22 protein-coding genes are annotated in these 19,039 nt (G+C 38.6%); all 22 read right to left on the reverse strand.

The genetic code is table 11. From position 1 onward, the window contains the following. Positions 1 to 36: 36 nt before the first annotated feature. The 22 genes from secA to ID12_RS02245 all read right to left on the reverse strand — a co-directional run bounded on the left by secA (position 37) and on the right by ID12_RS02245 (position 19,024). Positions 37 to 2,562, reverse strand: a complete 2,526-nt coding sequence (secA, locus tag ID12_RS02140) for a preprotein translocase subunit SecA (RefSeq protein ID WP_035701569.1) — start codon at positions 2,560 to 2,562, stop codon at positions 37 to 39. A gap of 198 nt (positions 2,563 to 2,760) precedes the next feature. Continuing rightward, the gene (hpf, locus tag ID12_RS02145; protein ID WP_007499992.1) at positions 2,761 to 3,324 is read right to left on the reverse strand and encodes a ribosome hibernation-promoting factor, HPF/YfiA family; all 564 of its coding nucleotides are present in this window, start codon (positions 3,322 to 3,324) and stop codon (positions 2,761 to 2,763) included. 189 nt (positions 3,325 to 3,513) lie between these two features. Then, entirely contained in the window at positions 3,514 to 5,199 is a 1,686-nt protein-coding gene (locus ID12_RS02150; protein ID WP_050826653.1) for a methyl-accepting chemotaxis protein, read from the reverse strand. 33 nt (positions 5,200 to 5,232) lie between these two features. Then, on the reverse strand, positions 5,233 to 5,613 hold the full coding sequence (locus ID12_RS02155) for a DUF8042 domain-containing protein (RefSeq protein ID WP_008348244.1): 381 nt from the start codon (positions 5,611 to 5,613) through the stop codon (positions 5,233 to 5,235). Between the two features lie 13 nt (positions 5,614 to 5,626). Further along, positions 5,627 to 5,968, reverse strand: coding sequence for a flagellar protein FliT (gene fliT / locus ID12_RS02160; protein ID WP_008348246.1), 342 nt, complete (start codon positions 5,966 to 5,968; stop codon positions 5,627 to 5,629). Then, positions 5,965 to 6,369, reverse strand: a complete 405-nt coding sequence (gene fliS, locus ID12_RS02165) for a flagellar export chaperone FliS (protein WP_008348247.1) — start codon at positions 6,367 to 6,369, stop codon at positions 5,965 to 5,967. Before fliS ends, fliT begins: the two co-directional genes overlap by 4 nt. A gap of 17 nt (positions 6,370 to 6,386) precedes the next feature. Beyond that, on the reverse strand, positions 6,387 to 7,913 hold the full coding sequence (locus ID12_RS02170) for a flagellar hook-associated protein 2 (protein WP_017357869.1): 1,527 nt from the start codon (positions 7,911 to 7,913) through the stop codon (positions 6,387 to 6,389). Positions 7,914 to 7,933: 20 nt separating this feature from the next. Next, positions 7,934 to 8,275 (reverse strand): flagellar protein FlaG, encoded by a 342-nt coding sequence (flaG, locus tag ID12_RS02175; RefSeq protein ID WP_007499987.1) that lies wholly within the window; start codon positions 8,273 to 8,275, stop codon positions 7,934 to 7,936. 153 nt (positions 8,276 to 8,428) lie between these two features. After that, entirely contained in the window at positions 8,429 to 8,653 is a 225-nt protein-coding gene (csrA, locus tag ID12_RS02180; RefSeq protein WP_008348252.1) for a carbon storage regulator CsrA, read from the reverse strand. Next, positions 8,647 to 9,081 (reverse strand): flagellar assembly protein FliW, encoded by a 435-nt coding sequence (gene fliW / locus ID12_RS02185; protein ID WP_007499985.1) that lies wholly within the window; start codon positions 9,079 to 9,081, stop codon positions 8,647 to 8,649. The genes csrA and fliW overlap by 7 nt, the downstream gene beginning before the upstream one ends. Positions 9,082 to 9,109: 28 nt before the next feature. Beyond that, positions 9,110 to 9,688, reverse strand: coding sequence for a DUF6470 family protein (locus tag ID12_RS02190; RefSeq protein ID WP_035701576.1), 579 nt, complete (start codon positions 9,686 to 9,688; stop codon positions 9,110 to 9,112). Positions 9,689 to 9,734: 46 nt separating this feature from the next. Then, entirely contained in the window at positions 9,735 to 10,646 is a 912-nt protein-coding gene (gene flgL / locus ID12_RS02195) for a flagellar hook-associated protein FlgL (protein ID WP_017368141.1), read from the reverse strand. Between the two features lie 8 nt (positions 10,647 to 10,654). Continuing rightward, complete coding sequence (flgK, locus tag ID12_RS02200) at positions 10,655 to 12,175, reverse strand: flagellar hook-associated protein FlgK (RefSeq protein ID WP_017368142.1); 1,521 nt, start codon at positions 12,173 to 12,175, stop codon at positions 10,655 to 10,657. Positions 12,176 to 12,190: 15 nt separating this feature from the next. Beyond that, positions 12,191 to 12,673, reverse strand: coding sequence for a flagellar protein FlgN (locus tag ID12_RS02205; RefSeq protein WP_007499977.1), 483 nt, complete (start codon positions 12,671 to 12,673; stop codon positions 12,191 to 12,193). An 18-nt stretch (positions 12,674 to 12,691) separates the two neighbouring features. Then, complete coding sequence (flgM, locus tag ID12_RS02210) at positions 12,692 to 12,955, reverse strand: flagellar biosynthesis anti-sigma factor FlgM (protein ID WP_003213252.1); 264 nt, start codon at positions 12,953 to 12,955, stop codon at positions 12,692 to 12,694. A gap of 79 nt (positions 12,956 to 13,034) precedes the next feature. Beyond that, on the reverse strand, positions 13,035 to 13,454 hold the full coding sequence (locus ID12_RS02215) for a TIGR03826 family flagellar region protein (RefSeq protein ID WP_017357864.1): 420 nt from the start codon (positions 13,452 to 13,454) through the stop codon (positions 13,035 to 13,037). Between the two features lie 56 nt (positions 13,455 to 13,510). Continuing rightward, positions 13,511 to 14,092, reverse strand: coding sequence for a ComF family protein (locus ID12_RS02220; protein WP_234717161.1), 582 nt, complete (start codon positions 14,090 to 14,092; stop codon positions 13,511 to 13,513). A 101-nt stretch (positions 14,093 to 14,193) separates the two neighbouring features. Next, positions 14,194 to 14,487, reverse strand: coding sequence for a late competence protein ComFB (comFB, locus tag ID12_RS02225; protein WP_035701582.1), 294 nt, complete (start codon positions 14,485 to 14,487; stop codon positions 14,194 to 14,196). Between the two features lie 64 nt (positions 14,488 to 14,551). Further along, positions 14,552 to 15,931 (reverse strand): ATP-dependent helicase ComFA, encoded by a 1,380-nt coding sequence (locus tag ID12_RS02230; RefSeq protein WP_142675479.1) that lies wholly within the window; start codon positions 15,929 to 15,931, stop codon positions 14,552 to 14,554. A 119-nt stretch (positions 15,932 to 16,050) separates the two neighbouring features. Beyond that, positions 16,051 to 16,893 carry a DegV family protein gene (locus ID12_RS02235; RefSeq protein WP_024719242.1) on the reverse strand — a complete coding sequence of 281 codons (843 nt, stop codon included), beginning with the start codon at positions 16,891 to 16,893 and terminating at the stop codon, positions 16,051 to 16,053. 201 nt (positions 16,894 to 17,094) lie between these two features. Next, a complete protein-coding gene (gene degU, locus ID12_RS02240) occupies positions 17,095 to 17,784 on the reverse strand; it encodes a two-component system response regulator DegU (RefSeq protein WP_008348273.1) in 690 nt (229 codons plus the stop codon). Positions 17,785 to 17,848: 64 nt separating this feature from the next. After that, entirely contained in the window at positions 17,849 to 19,024 is a 1,176-nt protein-coding gene (locus tag ID12_RS02245) for a two-component sensor histidine kinase DegS (RefSeq protein WP_024719243.1), read from the reverse strand. Positions 19,025 to 19,039: the final 15 nt, after the last annotated feature.

Below are 19,039 nucleotides of genomic sequence, written 5' to 3' on the forward strand. Positions count from 1 at the left end.
CATGAATAGAAAGAGGTTTTCACCTCTTTCCATTACTTATTCTGTCTTCCCATGACAATTTTTATATTTCTTGCCGCTTCCGCAGTGACATGGTGAGTTTCTTCCGATATCCACCACTTTACGCACCGGCTTTTTCTTCACTGTTTTCTCCTCATCGCCTTCTTGAGGCTGATGAGCAGTTGTTTGTCCTTGAACGACTTCTTCACGTTCTAGGTTGTTTTGGATTTCTGATTTTAGCACATATTTAGCAACGTCATCTTCAATTGAAGCGACCATATGCTCAAACATCGCAAATCCTTCCATTTGATACTCACGAAGCGGATTGGTTTGTGCATATGCACGTAAATGGATTCCTTGACGCAGCTGATCCATTGCATCGATATGATCCATCCACTTCGAATCTACTGCACGAAGAACGATGACTTTTTCAAATTCACGCATTTGTTCATCGCCAAATGTCTCTTCTTTTGCATCATATTTCTCTTTAATCCGCTCCATGATGAATTCGGTGATCTCATCTGCTTCTTTACCGAAGATATCTTTGACCGAAATGGCACCTTCATCTAAATAGTTCGTGTTGATTAATTCAACAAGACCATCTAGTTTCCATTCTTCTGGAAGTTCTTCTTTCGGCGTATACGATCCAACAGCCCTCTCAATAGACGATTGAATCATATTGATCACAATCGATTTCAAGTTATCAGAATCGATGACTTCAAAACGCTGTTTGTAAATGACTTCACGCTGTTGACGAAGAACATCATCATATTGCAGAAGCTGCTTACGGGAATCAAAGTTATTCCCCTCAACACGTTTTTGAGAAGATTCAACAGCTTTTGAGACCATTTTACTTTGAATTGGAGTAGAGTCATCCATACCGAAGCGATCAAGCATCGCCATTGTCCGCTCTGCACCAAATCGGCGCATCAATTCATCTTCCATTGAGAGATAGAATTGAGTAATCCCTGGGTCTCCTTGACGACCAGAACGACCACGGAGCTGGTTATCAATACGGCGTGATTCATGACGCTCTGTCCCAATAACAGCAAGACCGCCTAGTTCTTTCACACCTTCGCCAAGCTTGATGTCTGTTCCACGTCCCGCCATGTTTGTCGCAATTGTGACGGCACCTTTTTGTCCAGCTTCCTCAATAATTTGTGCTTCACGCTCATGGTTTTTCGCGTTTAACACTTGATGAGGGATGCCTTTATTTTTAAGCAGTTTTGAAATCAATTCAGATGTCTCAACCGCAACAGTTCCGACAAGGACCGGCTGTCCTGTCATATAACGCTGTGCGACGTCTTCAGCTACTGCTTTAAATTTGCCATCCATTGTGCGGTAAATTAAATCAGGTCTGTCATCACGCACAACCGGTTTATTGGTTGGGATTGTGACAACCTGCATATTGTAAATGTTACGGAATTCCTCTTCTTCCGTTTTCGCTGTACCTGTCATACCAGATAGCTTTTCATACATACGGAAGTAGTTCTGGAACGTAATGGTTGCAAGTGTCATGCTTTCATTCTGCACTTCAAGACCTTCTTTTGCTTCAATGGCTTGGTGCAGACCTTCACTATAGCGACGTCCTTTCATTAAACGTCCTGTGAAGGAGTCAACGATAACGACTTGTCCATCTTCCACAACATAATCAACGTCTTTTTGCATCGCAACATGTGCCTTAAGAGCCTGCGCGATATGATGGTTAAGAGCGACATGTTTGACATCAAACAAGTTCTCGATGCCAAATGCTTTTTCCGCCTTCGTCATTCCGCTTTCAGTCAGCTGTACACTTTTTGTTTTAATATCATAAGTGAAATCGTCTTCTATTTTTAACGTACGAACAAAGGCATTTGCTTGTACGTAAAGTTTCGTCGACTTTGCAGCTTGTCCAGAAATAATAAGAGGTGTTCTCGCTTCATCAATTAAGATGGAGTCAACTTCATCGATGACGGCATAATGAAGTGGTCTTTGAACCATTTGCTCTTTGTACAGCACCATGTTATCTCGTAAATAATCAAAGCCAAGCTCATTGTTTGTTGAATACGTGATATCAGCAGCGTACGCTTCTCTTTTTTCATCTTTGTCTAAACTGTTTAAGTTCAAGCCAACCGTTAATCCAAGAAATTCGAAAATCTTGCCCATTTCCTCTGCATCACGGCTTGCCAAATATTCGTTGACTGTCACAATGTGGACGCCTTTTCCAGAAAGAGCATTCAAATAAACAGGCATCGTTGATGTCAACGTTTTCCCTTCACCTGTTTTCATCTCAGAGATATTCCCTTCATGTAGGGCAATCCCCCCCATGAGCTGCACCTTAAATGGGAACATTCCTGTCACGCGGCGGGAAGCCTCACGAACCGTTGCAAATGCTTCAACCAAAAGGTCGTCTACAGATTGTCCTTTTTCAAGTTTTTCTTTAAATTCGATCGTTTTATTTCGTAAAGCCTCGTCTGATAATTTCTCGAAATCTTGAGCGAGAGCTTCGATTTCATTTGCCTTTTTTTCATATCGGCTGATCGTACGTTTCGTAGGATCAAACACTTTGTTTAAGATTCCAAGCATATAATAACGCTCCTCTATTTCATGCAATTTTTCGGCATGTCCAAAAGTTTGACAGGTCCATATTTACCTGCATTTATCATACCATACCTTCCTTGATTTCCAAAGAATTTGCAATGATTTAGCACAAAAAACCCGCCCCTAATGAAGGGAACGGGTTTACTTTTTTTAGGTCATTTTCGGATCAAAAGGAACGAATGATTAAGCGTTCGGCTCAATGAGTCCGTATTTACCGTCATTTCGGCGGTATACCACATTGGTCAAATTTGTCTCAGCATTTGTGAAGACAAAGAAACTGTGACCTAACATGTTCATTTGGAGAATGGCCTCTTCGCTATCCATTGGTTTTAGATTGAAGCGTTTTTGTCTGACGATTTCTGTTTCATCAATTTCTTCGTCATCTTGAACTGCTACTTCGGAAGCACCGTTTCCTCCAGCAAATAAATGCTTTTTCGCACCTTGCTCACGGAATTTACGGTTCACTTTCGTTTTATGTTTTCTAATTTGACGTTCTAATTTACTGGTTGCTAGGTCTACTGCATTGTACATATCCTCATTATGCACCTCTGCTCGAAGTGCTAGATCAGTCATTGGAATGGTAACCTCAACTTTAGATTCTTGATCGTTGTAAAATTTCAAGTTCACGTTGACTGAAGCATCAACATCTGACTCAAAATAACGCTCCAACTTTCCAATTTTTTTCTCGACATGATCTCTTAGTGCAGGTGTTACTTCGATGTTTTCTCCTCGGACATTGTAATTCATGTAAAGAACGCCTCCTTTAAAATTAAGGATATGTAAACTTATTTCTACTTTTCCCTCCTTTTCTCCTGCTCAAACGTAAAAAAAATGTGAATTTTTATTGAAATTTGTCGAATCCTGCGGTGCTTCAGCTTTTACTTGATAGGTGATGAATATATATTCGATTGATTCTTGAAAAAGACCATCGCACTGTTAAATCTTGAAAGATGAAATAGATGTTTTCAGTGATTGAGACAAAGATTTTAAATCTTCCGCAGCTGCTTTCATTTCCTCATTCGCCGCTAGTGATTCTTCAACAGCCGCCGACATGTACTCTGTTTCCTCAGAATTCCGCTTAGCACCTTCTTCAATAACACCAATTGTTTGAGAAATTTCTTCTGTACTAGCTGAGATTTGCTCTGTCGTAGCAGAAAGCTCCTCTGCTTTCATCGAGATATCACGTATGGATTCCAGAATTTCTTGGAAGCTCTGTTCAGACAATTGCGATACTTTCACACCTTCTGCTACATCTCGTTCCACTTTCGTCATAGATTGAGACGATCTTTCAGTATCTTTGTTCACGTTGGCGAGTAACTGACTAATTTGATCAGTCAGTTGACTTGATTCTTCTGCCAGCTTTCTGACTTCATCTGCAACAACCGCAAAACCTCGTCCATGTTCCCCAGCCCTTGCTGCTTCAATGGCTGCGTTTAAAGCAAGTAAATTTGTCTGATCTGCAATGGCATGAATATTCCCCAGCAGGTCTTGAATGCCGGTAAACTGTACTTGTACATTGGCCATTGTAGAATGATGTTCATTCACAGATTCCTTAATAGAACTCATTTGTTTCACAAATTGTTGAATGAGGGATGCGCCCTCTTCAGCCTTTTCAGTCACTGAAATTGAGTGACCCGAAACATCAGACGTATGTTCAGCCGCATTATGCATACCAGTCGAAACTTCTTGAATTGAAGAAGCTACTTTTCCTACTGCATCCGATTGTTCACGTGAAGCTTCACTGACCTGTTCAATCGAGCTAGACGTCTGTTCACTAGCCGATATGGTTTGACTGATGGTTTCTTCAAATTGAGTAGCTGAATCGGCTAATTGCCTTGACCCGTTTTGCACCTGTAAGATGAGCTGACGCAAATGAGCAGTCATTTGGTTAAAAGCTGTACCGAGCTGGCCAATTTCATTTTTAGAGGTCACTTCAACCTCTTCAAGTGTGAGGTCACCATCTGCCATTCTTCTTGCTGCATGTGTGACAGAGACAATCGGTTTTGTCATACGATGAACAAACCTTGTGCCAATGACTAAAAAGCCGACTATAATCGCTGCGCTAACGAGAATGAGTGTCAGCAATAATTGGTTACTTTCTTCATTGAGCTGACTGATTTTTTGATCACGCTGTTTCAATTGTGTTTGAGCAAATTCTTTTGTAAAAGTATGTATTTCTTGTTCGATAGGTTGTAATTCTTGACTGAGGCGGGTGTTGAATTCTTTTTGATTGTTGGTATTCAATGAGATAAATAGCCTTTTCGTGGATTCATAGTAAAGCTCATTCTTCTGAGAAATCTTTTCTAACAATTTTTTTGCTTGTTTGACTGTACTCAGTTTTAAAGCATCACCTGTTTTTTTATTAATATCAACATAGGTATCTTCAATATTTTGTGAGACTTTCCTATCCTGCACAACCACATACGTTTTAATTTGTGCTTCCTGTTTTTGCAGCAGTGCTTCTAATTCCAGCGAGGTCTGGTACAGCTTCACTTCTTTGGTGAGGAGTGCTTTATACGATTGATCTGTTTTGTAGTAGATAAAGCTAGAAAATCCTAAAATACTGACAAACAATATACATATGACAATAAGCCCAAATAAAAATTGATTTTTTAGTCTCATAAATTCCTCCGAATGGTCTGAATTGAACAAAAATTAATGAATGACATACGGCCTCATACAGGCATGTATTTCATCCATCCACTTTCTATATTCAGGTATAAAATACGATGTAAGGAATGATTGGAAGTGATTTGAAGGGAATGTATAGAAAGCTAGTATATCGAAACTTAAAAAAATTTGGTCAAACGATCGAATCGTCTTGGCAAAGTGCTCATTTTCAATAATTGAAAGAAGAAGCGGGTGTGTTGTCTCTAAATGAAAGAAGGCATGGATCAGATCATTAAAGATCCGATCCCCTTCTGTTTTAGCGAAATCCTTCTCAATTTCATCTAAATATTTTAGACTCTCTTCTATCGTATATAGAAGGTCATAATATGTGGTTAATAAAATATAGTCATCTGAACGATACGCCACAGGTCTCACCTATTTATTTCCGTTTATCGTAGTATACGCCGTCACTTGTCATGGGCTGATACGGATTTTGATAATTCAGCTGTTTTGTTTTCTTACGTTGAATGGCTTGTATATCTGCCTTGATCCCATTTTGAATTTCCGTTAATTGCTTGGCCATCAGTTGATCTGTTTGAATGATTTCTTTGATTTTCTCTTTTTCTTGAACGGAAAGCTCATGTTGAATGTCTCTCATTAGTTCGTCTCTCTCAACTAAAAAAGCATCAAAGTCTTCAACGAGTGTTTCGCTTTGCGGGTTGGCCTCTATTTCCGCTGCCATTTTTAACGTTTGGTCATGCAGTTGGTCCACAATACTCATAGAGATCCCCCAATAGAGTGGTGACGCCCTTTTCGATCGGTTTGAATGACTTCCTTCCAAGCATCTCGGAAATCAGTCACATATTGCTCTACTTCATTCAGGATCTCTTCGTCATTTTGCAGATTGGCTTCAATCAGTCTTCGATAGATGTAGTCATACATACTTGCCATGCTCTTTGATACATCATACGTACGATTTAAGGTAACATTTAATTCTTGGATGATGTTTTGAGCCTTTTTCAGGTTCAAGTTTCTCATTTCAGCATCTTCTTTTTGAATGCCATGCTTTGCTAGTCTAATAAACTTTAAGCATCCTTCATAAAGCATAAGCGTTAACTCGGCCGGTGTTGCGGTCTCAATAGAATTTTTCTGATAGGCGGCATAAGGGTTCTGAATTGCCATATGTTATAAACCTCCAATTATTGTCCAAGCAGTTGAGAAAGATAGCCAGATTGGTTGTTTAGCTTTTGAATCGCACTATCCATGGCGTTAAACTTTTTGTAGTAACGAGCTTCCACTAATTTTAAACGATCTTGGAATGTATCCATTCGTTTTGTCAAAGAATCTAAATCCTTACCAAGTCCATATTCTTTTAGCTCCATTGTTGTACTACCAGCTTTTGTTTGAATACTCTTCGTGAAGGCTGATAAGGAATTTTTGACGCGATAGATGATTCCTTGTTCTTTATATTGCTGCTGTGCTTTGTCTTTGTCTTTAGAATCAACATTTAAAGAACCAGAGATAAACATTTGTCTTACCTTTTCTGGGTCTTCTTCAATGGCTTTTTTTAATTTCTCTACTCCATTAATATTAATTAATTCAAGCTTCCCGCCATCTTTATACGAGGATGAAGTAGAAATACCGATTTGTGTCATGTGAATTTTATTCCCATCACTTGTCGTAATATCAGCATAAAAATCACTTCTTATTTTAGAGGCACCAGCTCGTAAAATAGAATCACTTCTCAGTAAGCCAGACTTAGCGGTTGTTTCCCATAACTCAATTTCTTTTTCAGACATGGCTTTTTTCTCTTCAGCCGTTAATGGTTGATAGTCTCTATTTCGCTTTTCATTCACTTTACCATTGACCAGTTCAACGAGTTCGTTGTATTTATCAACAAATTGTTTAATTTTATCAAAGATGGCATCGACATCTGTTGAAACGTTCAAGCTGACAGGCTTATCTGTTGTTCCTTTCAGCTCATATGTGATACCAGCCTGCGTGAAGGTATTATTGTTATTTTCCATTTTGAGACCATTAATTTCGTATTGCGCTTTCTGCCCTTGAGTAGTCGCAACTAATTTATTATCTCCATCCACTTGGAAGCCTAATTGCGTTAAAAATGAAGCGGAATTGCCATCTGCTGCCTTAATACTGACACCTTCACCAGTCGTACGCGAAGTCAGAGCGATCGTATCTACGTAGTTGGTTCCATCAAAGATCTGGCCTTTATAAGCCGTGACACCTAGTTGAGCATTGTTCAATTTTGACACGATTGAATCAAGGGTATCTGTATCAGTTGTATTAATGGTCACTGTTTTAGGTGTTGTAGAATCTGGTGTCGTCACCTCAAACGTGAACGTACCGTTTGCAGCAGTAAATCCAGATGTGCCAGAAGATTTGAATACGGATGCTGTCGCTAGTTGGGTCACATTAATCGAGCCAGAGGTAGCATTTGTTGAGCCAGTTGCTGTGACAGCAGATTCATTGGAGCTGGTGACCTTTTTTGCGCCATAAGTACTCGGATATGTTAAATTTAGTTTGGCAATGAGATCATCTAATTCTTTGACCTTTGAATTGACCTCGCGGTAGCTGTCTCTTTGCCATTCAAGTGTTTGTTTCTGTCGTGTCATTTTATCAAGTGGTGCTTGCTCAGTTTTCATTAGCTTTGAGACGATTTCATCAATATCAAATACATTTGAAAATCCAGTAATTCGATTAACCATGGTTTATGTTCTCCCTTCAATTACATTCTTTTATCGACAAATAAACCGACAATTTCTGTCATTGCCGCATAGAAATCAAGCCATTCTTTGGAAGGAATCTCTCTAATGACTTCTTCGGTTTGGTTATCTACGACTTTGACATAATATTCATTGAGTTTTTCATGCAATTCAAATTGAAGATGAAATTGAGTAGGTTCAATCAGCTTATTTGCTCCTTGAAGCGTTTTCTCAATTTCTTCTTTTGAAACGACTTTTCCATTTGCTTGTAAATCAGTGTTTGCATTGTCATTTTGATGATTCGTAACACGGGTTTGAAATGCATCAATCAGTGGCTCTAGCGAAGTCAACTTACCAACAGACATAGTTATTCAGCTCCTGTGCTTTAATCTATCTTTTATATCGGCTTTGAATTATTAAATTAAATATAGATGGACCGATTTGTTAAAGTTTCATATAGATGGTGTACTTCTACGGTTTCACACGGAGGAGGATCGACAAATAGGATAAAAAAATCCTCACTTTTTTTGTGAGGATAATTGAGAAAGTAAATCGAAGGACAAGCTAGCAGCACGGCTGTTTTCTTCTTGAATAGACAGGTATACTTCCTTCCTGTGAATATCAATATGCTTAGGAGCCTCAATTCCGACTTTTACTTGATCGCCTTCGATCGCAATAATTTTGACTTCAATATCGTCGCCTATTTGAATCGATTGATTTAATTTACGAGATAGAACTAACATGAGGAAGCCACCTCTAGCAAATGTTTTGTATGATAGGCTGAATCATGCAAAATGACCTGCTTGGCTTTCATGTTTTTCCGATTTACAATAATAGGCGCTCTTAAATTGGCTGTCGTTTTTTCAATAGAAGATCCCATTGTTAAAATAACCATGACTTCCACATCATTGGCATCTTCCACCCCAAGAATGTCTACAACCGATTCTTCTAAGTCAAATTCATATTGATTGAAGAACAAAAATGGGCTGCTGACAATAAAGCCTAGTTCCGCATTTTCCAAAGATTGGAGAACTAAAAATGGGGATTCCTCTGATAAAGGTAAAATGACAAATTGTTTTTGATCCAGAAATCCTGGTATCCCATTAGAGAAGTGAATGATTTGCTCCTCTTTAATCGTCACTTCACCATGGTATTTTGTTTGAATGATCATAATTCACGACCTTTTTCATTTTTCTTAACTATACCTTATCACCATTTTGACCTGTTTCGTCAACTTCTATTTTTAATTCTGGGTATTGTAACATATCAATATGAACTTTACCTGGCTGGTAGTTAACAATTGGTTTATGAGGTGTTGCCTCTATAATAGCTTTTTGCGGCTCCACATCAATTTTAAGTTCAGATGGCTGATAGTGAATTTTCACACTAAAAAATGAAGGAATCACACCGATGTTGAATTGTTTTGCTGGAGGACTGCCATTGATTTTCGCAAACTCAGCAATCGCATTCCCACCATTCTCGATCTTGATGAGTTCACTTCCTTCTTCCGCTCTACGCCCCATTCCTTCTCCAATCGCACGTTTCCCCTCCGCAGCCCATTCCTCTGAACGTCTAAAAATCGACTTAATATCCATATCGGCAAATGCCTCGGTTTGATCTATGGTTAATTTCGACGGTGTCCTTGTGATATTCATGACAGCTCTTGGCTGCTGAATCTCAAGCTCAGCTCTTGGCTGCTCTACTTCTTGCCTGGAAGGGGTTGTCGACATTTGCAGCTTTGCATAAGTTTGCTCCATTAACAATCTAGGGATTTGCATAGGTTCACCTCCATGATGCAAAAAAGCACCCAACGGATGCTTTTTCTTATCTTAAGAAATCGACAAGGGATGGCTGAATCACTTTAGCTGTCGTCGCTAAAGCAGCTCTATTTACAGTCTCTTGTTGAAGAAGATCAAGAATGGCTTTCTCACTTTCTACATCTTCGGCATCTGATTTAGCCTTTTTCAGCACTTCAAATTGCGAAGTCAAACGGCTCCCGACTAAGTCGATACGATTGGATCTAGCCCCAAGATCTGAACGCTCAGCACTCATCACTTCTTTAAACTGATCGATATTTCCTAATGCATCATCAGAATTTGTAAACGTTCCATTTTTTAATGAGTTTTCTAAATCAGTCAGCATTTCAATGACATTTTGACCACTGGCAGATTGCCCACCAAAAGCTGAAAGAGGATTTGAATTCACATTTAATGTGATTCCATCAGAAATGTTCGATTGAACCACGTTTGCATCTGTATAGTTTTCAAAGTTAAATGTAAACGTACCATCTGCATTCTCTACAACTGGTTTAACATTTGTATTCGTCCCATTAAAAACAAACTTACCTAACATCTGCGTGTTCATTGCATCAATGATTTGATTCTTCATCTGACCAATTTCCACTCCGATAGCAGCTAAATCTTCTGGCTGTTTTGTTCCATTGGCCGCATCGAGTACTTTATCTCGTATATTTGACATGATATCAATTATTTCAGTGACACTTGTTTCAGATGTATCAATCCAGTTTCGTGCCTCATTTAAATTAGTTTGGTATTGCTCATTTCGAAACATGGCTGTACTATACTGAAGACTTTTCACTGCTGCCACAGGATCATCAGACGTTTTTGTGAAACGTTTTCCAGACTGTGCCTGCTCATTAATTTTAGAGAGTTTTTCATAACTTTTACTAATATTCCGAAGTGAATTTTGAGAAATCATACCTTGCGTGACTCGCATCAGTTACCCTACCTTCCTACGACACCCATGCCGTTTATTATTTTATCTAATACTTCGTCTTGTAACGTCATAATTCTTGCAGCTGCATTATACGCATGCTGAAATTGGATCATGTTCGTCATTTCTTCATCAATAGATACAGAACTAGTTGACATCCTGCGTTCATTGGCTGAATTCACAAGAGCTGCTGAACTGCTTTCAAGGGTCATGTTCTTTTTAGCTTGTATCCCCATTTCGGCAATGACATTCTGATAGTAATCCTGAATCGTTGTGGTAGTTCCGCCGATTGGCAGCTTTAAGTTTTGAATATTAGCTAATTTCGTAGCATTCGAACCATCACCTTGCGTTTGATTAAGAGATGCAGCAATGTTATCTGTCGATGCTAAAATCACGTCACTCACTTTGATACGTGCTGCCAAGCCTTTATTCAAATCATTGTTATTCTCAATATCGAAAAAGTCTTGTCCACTTGTGCCATTTAACGTGTACCCTTGCTTATGGACATCGTTAAAAGTATCCATAAATACTTTTGCTACTTCATCCAGCTCAGCAAGCATATCTGGGTACATGCCTTTTTCAGCTCCATTAGACATGTAGCCATACGCCTCAACAAGTGCTTTTACTTTACCATTCACTTGTAATTGATCAGCTGCGATGGTTGTCGTTCCAAATTGGAGTGAGTTAACAAGTCCTGTCGTATTATCATAGGAAAGTTGTAATTCAGATTTTTCATTGGTAATGCCATTTAAAATTGTACCAGCAGATTGTCCATTAGCACCGATAATGTCGATGTTAACGGTTCCTTCAGCAATTTCCAGAGCATTTCCTCCAGAAGGGTTGTAGCTCACTTTAATATCAACAAGTGAGGAAAGCTGATCTATAAGAGCGTCTCGGGTATCATAAAGATCATTGGGAAGATAACCATTTGGCTCAACTGTTGCAATCTGTTTATTCACTTCATCAATTTGAGTTAATAGGGTGTTCACATTTTTTGCCGTTGAATCGAGTTCAGTTTTCAAATTCTTTTGTATCGTTGTTAAAGAAGAATTTAGCAGGCGGAATTGATCTACTAAAGCCTGAGCACTTGTCTTAACAACTGTACGGGCTGAAGCAGTATCAGCATTTTTCGATTCCGATAAGACTTGTAATGATTTCCAGAGATTATCAAAGGCTCTATTCAAGCCTTCATCTGTTAAATCATTCATCACTCCTTCCATTTGTGAAAGAGCATCAGACTTCGTCGCATAATAAGACAGGTTATTGTTATGATCTCTATACTGAAGATCTAAAAAGCTGTCTCGAATTCTTTCAACAGTTCCAACTTGGACACCTGTCCCCATTTGGCCGTATGTCTTGCCATCATAAACTGAAATCACTGGGTAAGGATTCTCTGCTTTAAAGGTAACTCTCTGTCTTGAGTAGCCATCAGTATTTGCATTGGATACGTTGTTTGATGTGACATACAGCCCTGCACGCTGGGCTGTGATTCCTCGTTTTGCCGTTTCTAGTCCCATGAATGTAGAACCCATAGATATCCTCCTTGTTTACGCCTTTGAATCAAACAAAGCCCTATGCTGTTTAGGCTTTGAACTCTCAAGACCATTTTGTCCGTAATTCATATTTTCTTTGTTAGGATTCACAAGATCGAATGTCAGTGAAATAAATTGAAGTGACTGCTGAATAAGCTGTTTGTTCAGTTCGTTTACATCTTTCAGTTCCACCATGATGTCATTCAGCTTCTCATATAACGAAATAAGCTCTTCTTGATCCGTTCCTGTAGCTTTTTCGATACATGCGGTGATTGTCGGCGATTGATCACTTTGTAAAAATTGAACTGCTGCTTCAATCCGCTTTTCTTCTAATTGTGAAATGGCCTGAATATATTTTTGCTCAAGGTTCAGAACCTCTGAAAGAGCATCGATCTCGTTATTTTTCAGCATTTCTGTTTTATTCTTAGACAGCTTTAGAAGCTGTTCATGTAATCCGTAGAGACGGTGCAGTTCTTCAATCATTATTTTTACTGACATTCACGCTACTCCCTTTTGTTATTGTTGTTTATAAAAATTCAACATTTTATCTGCAATGCCTTTTGTATCTACTTGATATGTTCCGGCTTCAATGCTTTTTTTAATTTGGTCTATTTTATCTTGACGTTCTTTCATGATATTCGGCACCTTTTGCATTTCGATTGCCTTTTTAGAAATTTCGACTTTGTCAGTTGATTTTGCTTGATTCGATTGCAACGTTTGTTTCTCATATGTTTTCTTGTAAGGATTTACTGGTTGTGTTCCATATCGATTAATTTTCACGGGATTCCTCTCGCTTTCCGTTACAGTCTGTCTTGATTCTATCCATTTTATCGACCAAACTGCAACTTAGTTTAGGGAATCAGTCGTTTTTAGGATTAATGGCATAATAGGTGTCTTTTTTCCTAGATTCAATCTCCCTTTTACGCTCTTCTTCTTGGTCCATTTGGCTGATTTGCGTCTTTATATCCTTTTCACAATGGCTACACAGCTTGTTTTTCCTGATCGGTTGGCCGCATCTTTCACAAGGATAATTGATATTCGGGAATTGACTAATTTGAAGTCTTTTCAAACGGATAAATTTCAGGATTAATTCTTCATCAACTTCTGTTGCGTCTACTATTTCAGCAATGGTTGATTGTCTATTACTTTGCTTACGCAAGAATTTATAAACGATATCAAAAGAACGTTCTTCTTCTTCAAAGCATTTGTTACAAACCGTTTGGATGGTGGTTTTTAAAAATAACTGATTACATTGTGGACAGTTTGCCAATTGATTCATAACCAAAACCCCTTACGTTATTTTCTTTTCTTAATATCGGTTGATTGTCATGATTTTTAACTACGAATCAACGTAAAAGAGGAAACACTTTTGGCGCCTGCTCCTTTTAAAATTTTTGCTGCATGATAGACTGTCGCCCCAGTTGTATAAATGTCATCGATTAACACGACATCCTTTAGAACGATCGGGTTTGACTGCCTTAATTGGAACAAATTCTGTTGATGTAAACGTTCATTTTTTCTTTTCTTAGACTGCTTACTTTGATGTACTTTTATAAGTGGCTCCAATATAGGTCCGCCAATCATGGAAGCAAGCATCATTGACTGATTGAATCCTCTTTCCTTTAATCTCTCTTTACTCAAAGGAATTGGGACAAGGACCGGTTCTTTGATTGAAAAAGAACGTTTAAACGCTGACTGTACATCTTTTTTAAATAGATCAGCTAAAGCCGTATCACCTCGAAATTTAAATCGAGCTAGAATATCTTTCATAAAGTCGTTGTAAGCATAAACAGATCGATTCATCACAAGAATCTCAGCAAAATCCCGTCGTTTATTCCACCTTGAACAATCCTGACACAATTGATCATTTAATTGCGCTCTTCCGCATTTGGGACAAGTAGGACCTTGAATCTTCATCAGGTGGTCCTTACATGCTACACATAAACAATCTTCATTTAATAGTAGGAATGATTTCCATGTAAAAGCAGCCACAAAATGGCTCTCACAAATTGGACAAATCAACGATTTTCTTTGTTCAACGGCAAATGATTTTCGCACCTTGGATATGTTGTGACCGTTGAAGCAGCTTCTGTCAGAATGACGAGCATCGCCGTATTTTTCTGTTTATCCACCATCTCGGATTTACTGTAGGATATTTTATCGATATCTGTTATATATTGCGGTTTCACTTGATTTAGAGAAATGGCTAATACATCTTCTATACATTTTTCACAATGACAAATCATGTTTAATTGGTTGAGATATTGATAGAGAATTTCTTTAAGTAGTATTTCTTTTGCGTTGAGTAGCATATTTTGTCTCTCCTGCCATTTGTGTTTTGTGAATATAATGTACCATGATTTAGTTGAACCCACACTATTTTTCAGAAAACTCTTTTTCAGCTGTATTATTCATTTTTACGATATGTTTCTTTGCTTGTTTCATACTTCTCGTTAAACCAAAATGAAAAAAGTACACGTCTCCATTAAAAAAATCTGGATGTCTCCCTGCTCTACCAGAAATTTGGACAAGTGCACTTTCTGTAAAAATAGGAGATTCCGCACCTAATACGCCCACTTGAACATCTTGAATGGTAACGCCTCTTTCTAGAATAGTTGTTGTAACCAATACATCGTATCTATGATCTCTGAAATGCTGGACTTTTTGCTTCCTTTCTTGATCATCGGCAGAAACTCCCTGTACATTTACACATTGAACTTGAAGAATATGAGTTACCTTCTTCATAGTAGAAATAGAAGGAACAAAGAGTAGCACTCTTTTTTTCTTTGTGATATGTTCATGCAGCCAGTTCATTGTAGATGCTGGAAGCCGATTTCTTTTTAATTTCTTTTTCCAATCTCCAACCCATTGAAATGTTGGGACAGGCAGCGGTTTTTGGTGGAAGCGCAGAGGAATTTTGATCGCTTCTAATTGTCTACAAGCAACATCCTTTTGCATTTTTTTAGATGGTGTGGCACTTAAGTAAATTCTAACTCCTGTTTTTTTCATTGACTTTAAAACAGCAAACTGAAGCCGTTCATCCATTGAATAAGGAAAAGCATCGACTTCGTCTACAATGAGGACATCAAAAGCGTTTTTATATCTCATTAGCTGATGGGTTGTAGCGATCATAAGCGGTGCCATTTGAAATCTTTGAGAACTCCCGCCATAAAGTGCAGCTATATTCAGTCCTTGAAATGCCTTTCTCATTCGAGGTTCAAGCTCAAGTACAACATCGGTTCTAGGCGTCGCAATACAAACACTCATTCCGTTATTTAGCGCATATTTTATTCCGTGAAAAAGCACCTCCGTTTTCCCCGCACCACAAACAGCCCAAACGAGCAGATCAAATTTGTTTTGGATTGCTTCTACTAGCCTATCGGACGCTCTCTTTTGCCCTTTAGAAAGTTCTCCCTGCCATGTTAATTCAACTTGTCTTGTTTCTTTCTTTTGTGGACCCGTCCATTCATAGAGAAAGCCACATTCACTTACTTTTCCCAGCATGATGCAGGATCTACAGTATACACAGTCTTTTTTACATGTTTCACACGGAGAGAGGGCAAAGTAGCGCTTGTTTGATACACCGCACCGGCAGCAGATCAAACCACTCGCCACCCTATTGACAGCAGGTGTTCTATGGATGAATCCTTGATTCTCCAGCCACTCCAATTCGGACTGTGTACATTGACATTCAATAGGAAGAAGATGCCTTGATTGTAGCTTGTGACTGAGTTCCATTGCTTTTTCCAGATTCAATTTCACGCACTACCTTTCCATTCATGTTGACCCATTATGTACAAAGAGAAGGCCTTTCGTCTAATTGTAAAAACAGAAAAACAAATCCCCTTTTCCATGAGAAAAGGGGATTTTGATATCTATCTGATGATCCAGCCAAGTGCTAAAGAGCCTTCGCCTAGATGAGTGCCAATCACGGCACCAAAGTAGCTTTTATAAAATTCAACATGAGGATACTTTTCTAATAAGTGCGCAATTAATTCATCTGCTTCTTCTTCTCTATTACCATGTATCAGAGTTGCTCTCATTGGAACACCACGTGATGCATCTTCATCAAATAATTCAAAAATACGTGAAATGGCTTTTTTGCGTGTACGAATCTTCTCAAAAGGGACAATTAGCTTGTTGTCAAAATGCAAGATAGGCTTTACCTTTAAGAGGCTTCCAATAAAAGCCTGAGCACCATTTAATCTGCCGCCACGTTGTAAATGAGTTAAATCGTCTACCATAAAATAAGCTCTTTGATTTTCTTTCAGATAATTGAGATGGGAAATCACTTCTTCTGGAGAAGCACCACCTTGGATTTTTTCAGCAGCTTCTAACACATAAAAACCTTGCGCCATACAGCTAGTCTCTGTATCAAACGGATAAATGTCGATTCCGTCAACTAGTTCATTCGCTGAGGCCGCACTATTGTATGTTCCACTAATTCCGCTTGACAGATGTATACTAATCACAGCATCATATGTTTCACTAAGTTTTTCATATAATTCTATAAGTTCACCGAAAGCAGGCTGAGAGGTTGTTGGAAGATCTTTATGTTTCTTGACTTCTTCATAATATGTCTTCCAATCCATTTCTACTTCTTCACGGTATGATTCAGTACCAAAGATGACATTCAGAGGGATCATATGAATATGATGTTTATCACGTAGTTCTTGTGGTATATAAGCAGTACTGTCTGTTACAACGGCTATTTTCATTCTTAAATACCTTCCTTATCCGTTAAGTTGCTTTTTGATCATTGTTTTTCACTAGATTTATAATACTAATCAAAAAAGCTTGCCTAATCAATAGGCAAGCCCGCTATATCCGAAAAAGACTCCTTACCTGCCCATCATTGCTCTCTAACTTGAATGTGAGAGAACTAAAAACAGGCGAAAAAGGAGTACTTGTCCGGAACATTATCTCATTTCTACCCAGCCGTTTTTAATTGCTACAACAACAGCTTGAGTACGGTCGTTTACATTCATTTTTTGCAAGATGTTACTCACGTGGTTTTTGACTGTTTTCTCACTAATAAAGAGCGACTCACCAATACCTCTGTTGCTCTTTCCGTCAGCTAACATTTGAAGAACTTCACATTCACGTCTTGTTAAGATATGAAGTGGTCTGCGAATTTCAGGATATACCTCATGCTGTGGATGTGCTGAAACGCCGCTTGTTGCTAAGCGTCGGAATTCATTTACTAAGTTATGAGTGACTTTCGGATGTAAATAAGAGCCTCCGTCAGCTACTACTTTTACTGCTTCAATGAGGGTATCTGCATCCATTTCTTTTAACAAGTAGCCTCTTGCTCCTGTTTTTAATGCATGTGTCACATAGTTTTCATCGTCATGAATAGATAGGATAATGACTTTTGATTCGGGATAAAGCTCTACTAGCTGTTTTGTAGCCTCCACACCATTTACATTCGGCATATTAATGTCCATAATGACAACATCCGGATGATAGTGTTCTACGATACGTGCAGCTTCGTCACCGTCGTCTCCTTCTGCAACTACTTCAAAAGTAGGTTCAAAATCTAAAATCCGTTTGACACCTTCACGGAATAATTGGTGGTCATCGATAATTACAATATTTACTTTAGTCACAAGCTACGCCTCCCCATGTTTATTGTTCTACACCTGAACTTTATGGTCAATATGTCTTTTGTCTCTATTTTACAATTTTATTTTGTAATGTTAACGGTACTCTAATCATGATGAATGTCCCTAGACCTATTTTTGAGTCTATGGTCATTTTACCTTCTAGTAAGTCTACGCGCTCTTTCATACCAAGTAACCCAAAGGATTTGTTTTTATTTGTTTTCACATCTTTCATATCAAAGCCTTTTCCATCGTCTTTGATAATTAACGTGACAAAGTCTTTTGTCACTTCTACTTTTACAGAGATTTCTTCAGCTTCGGAATGCTTCAATGAATTTGTGACAGCTTCTTGGGCTAGTCTAAACAGTGCCACTTCGAACTGAGAAGCAATTCTTTCATTTTCTGTATCCCCTAGGCATTGGAACGTAATTTTGGTTTTTCCATCATATTCTTCAATTGTGTTTAAGTATTTTCGCAGTGTCGGAATGAGACCCAAATCATCTAAAGCCATCGGTCTTAAATCATAAATGATTCTTCTCACTTCGTACAGTGCATTTCGCACATTCTGTCTTAGACTTCTAATTTCTTTAAAGCCTTCTTCTGTTCCACGGTCTCTAAAAATTCGTTCAATTAGTTCTGAACGCATCATCACGTTTGCCAGCATCTGAGCAGGTCCATCATGGATTTCTCGTGATACCCTTTTGCGCTCTTCTTCCTGGGCTTCAATAATTCTTAGTCCAAAATCTTGTTTTGCCTGAGCATCTTCAAGTAAAACACCGACCTGACGTAAATCTTGGTTCAAGTAGTTGAGAACGACCGTGATCTGGCTCACAAGCGTTTCTGAACGTTCAATGACATCTTGTAAGCTTAACAATCGTCTTTCGAGATCATCTCTTCTTTCCCTCAGCTGTTTTTCGCGCTGCTGGATCATGGTCAATTCTACTTGCAGGTTATGTGCTTTTTCATAGGCTTCTCGTATTTCTTCTTCGCTGAATTTGTTGAAGTTTCTGCTGACCTCAGATAATCGATTTCTAGCATGTCTCGTATGTACTTCTAGTTTATCCCCAAAATCAATTACTTCGTTGACTTGCTGTTTAATTTGCTTGAGCTCTTCTACTAGGCTTTCATATTGTTGACGGGACTGTTCGCCGATTCTAAATACTTCGTCCTTACTGCCATCAACTGTACTTAGCATTTTCATGATGATTGAATCCAATAACTTCGGATCCATTTTAGGTGTTGTCATGGCTTTTCCCTCCCG

The organism is Bacillus altitudinis (assembly GCF_001191605.1).
Classification (GTDB): Bacteria; Bacillota; Bacilli; order Bacillales; family Bacillaceae; genus Bacillus; species Bacillus altitudinis.

Coding starts and splice junctions, on each gene's coding strand:
- secA (WP_035701569.1), bottom strand. CDS start 2,562: ATGCTTGGAATCTTAAACAAAGTGTTTGATCCTACGAAACGTACGATC.
- hpf (WP_007499992.1), bottom strand. CDS start 3,324: ATGAATTACAATGTCCGAGGAGAAAACATCGAAGTAACACCTGCACTA.
- ID12_RS02150 (WP_050826653.1), bottom strand. CDS start 5,199: ATGAGACTAAAAAATCAATTTTTATTTGGGCTTATTGTCATATGTATA.
- fliT (WP_008348246.1), bottom strand. CDS start 5,968: ATGAGTATTGTGGACCAACTGCATGACCAAACGTTAAAAATGGCAGCG.
- fliS (WP_008348247.1), bottom strand. CDS start 6,369: ATGGCAATTCAGAACCCTTATGCCGCCTATCAGAAAAATTCTATTGAG.
- ID12_RS02170 (WP_017357869.1), bottom strand. CDS start 7,913: ATGGTTAATCGAATTACTGGATTTTCAAATGTATTTGATATTGATGAA.
- flaG (WP_007499987.1), bottom strand. CDS start 8,275: ATGTCTGTTGGTAAGTTGACTTCGCTAGAGCCACTGATTGATGCATTT.
- csrA (WP_008348252.1), bottom strand. CDS start 8,653: ATGTTAGTTCTATCTCGTAAATTAAATCAATCGATTCAAATAGGCGAC.
- fliW (WP_007499985.1), bottom strand. CDS start 9,081: ATGATCATTCAAACAAAATACCATGGTGAAGTGACGATTAAAGAGGAG.
- ID12_RS02190 (WP_035701576.1), bottom strand. CDS start 9,688: ATGCAAATCCCTAGATTGTTAATGGAGCAAACTTATGCAAAGCTGCAA.
- flgL (WP_017368141.1), bottom strand. CDS start 10,646: ATGCGAGTCACGCAAGGTATGATTTCTCAAAATTCACTTCGGAATATT.
- flgK (WP_017368142.1), bottom strand. CDS start 12,175: ATGGGTTCTACATTCATGGGACTAGAAACGGCAAAACGAGGAATCACA.
- ID12_RS02205 (WP_007499977.1), bottom strand. CDS start 12,673: ATGTCAGTAAAAATAATGATTGAAGAACTGCACCGTCTCTACGGATTA.
- ID12_RS02215 (WP_017357864.1), bottom strand. CDS start 13,454: ATGAATCAATTGGCAAACTGTCCACAATGTAATCAGTTATTTTTAAAA.
- ID12_RS02220 (WP_234717161.1), bottom strand. CDS start 14,092: ATGAAGATTCAAGGTCCTACTTGTCCCAAATGCGGAAGAGCGCAATTA.
- comFB (WP_035701582.1), bottom strand. CDS start 14,487: ATGCTACTCAACGCAAAAGAAATACTACTTAAAGAAATTCTCTATCAA.
- ID12_RS02235 (WP_024719242.1), bottom strand. CDS start 16,893: ATGAAAATAGCCGTTGTAACAGACAGTACTGCTTATATACCACAAGAA.
- ID12_RS02245 (WP_024719243.1), bottom strand. CDS start 19,024: ATGACAACACCTAAAATGGATCCGAAGTTATTGGATTCAATCATCATG.